Origin of the sequence: Streptococcus parasanguinis (genome assembly GCF_001578955.1) — a bacterium.
GTDB lineage: Bacteria > Bacillota > Bacilli > Lactobacillales > Streptococcaceae > Streptococcus > Streptococcus parasanguinis_U.
Genome location: NZ_KQ969761.1, coordinates 1 through 334 on the forward strand (window position 1 = coordinate 1; position 334 = coordinate 334).

1 pseudogene is annotated in these 334 nt (G+C 41.0%); it reads right to left on the reverse strand.

Annotation, left to right across the window (positions count from 1 at the left end):
• Nucleotides 1–179, reverse strand: a pseudogene (locus SPADD19_RS11935) (ABC transporter permease); the annotation flags it as partial.
• Between the last annotated feature and the right edge of the window lie 155 nt (nucleotides 180–334).

Consider the following 334-nt stretch of genomic DNA (forward strand, 5'->3'; position numbering starts at 1 on the left):
TCCGTCGAAAGGATATAGTGCAGGGCCCCATAGTTATCGATTTGTGCCGATACCGAACGCCCCAGTCCATTTGTCAGACCGGACAAAAACACCACCATAAACATGAGGATGATAATGAGGAGTTCAATCAGGATAAACTTCTTGGGTTGGTATTTAATTTCATTCCATGCGATTTTCATAATCGTCTCCTTTTAACAAGGAGGTGCTCGAGTAGCTCGGCACCTAAACATACTCTACCATCATACCATAAGTGGGGGGATAATAGGGGGATGGTGTTTGGTAGAGTATGAAGGAATCGGATTTGTTTCTCAATTATTAATTATTAATTGTTAAT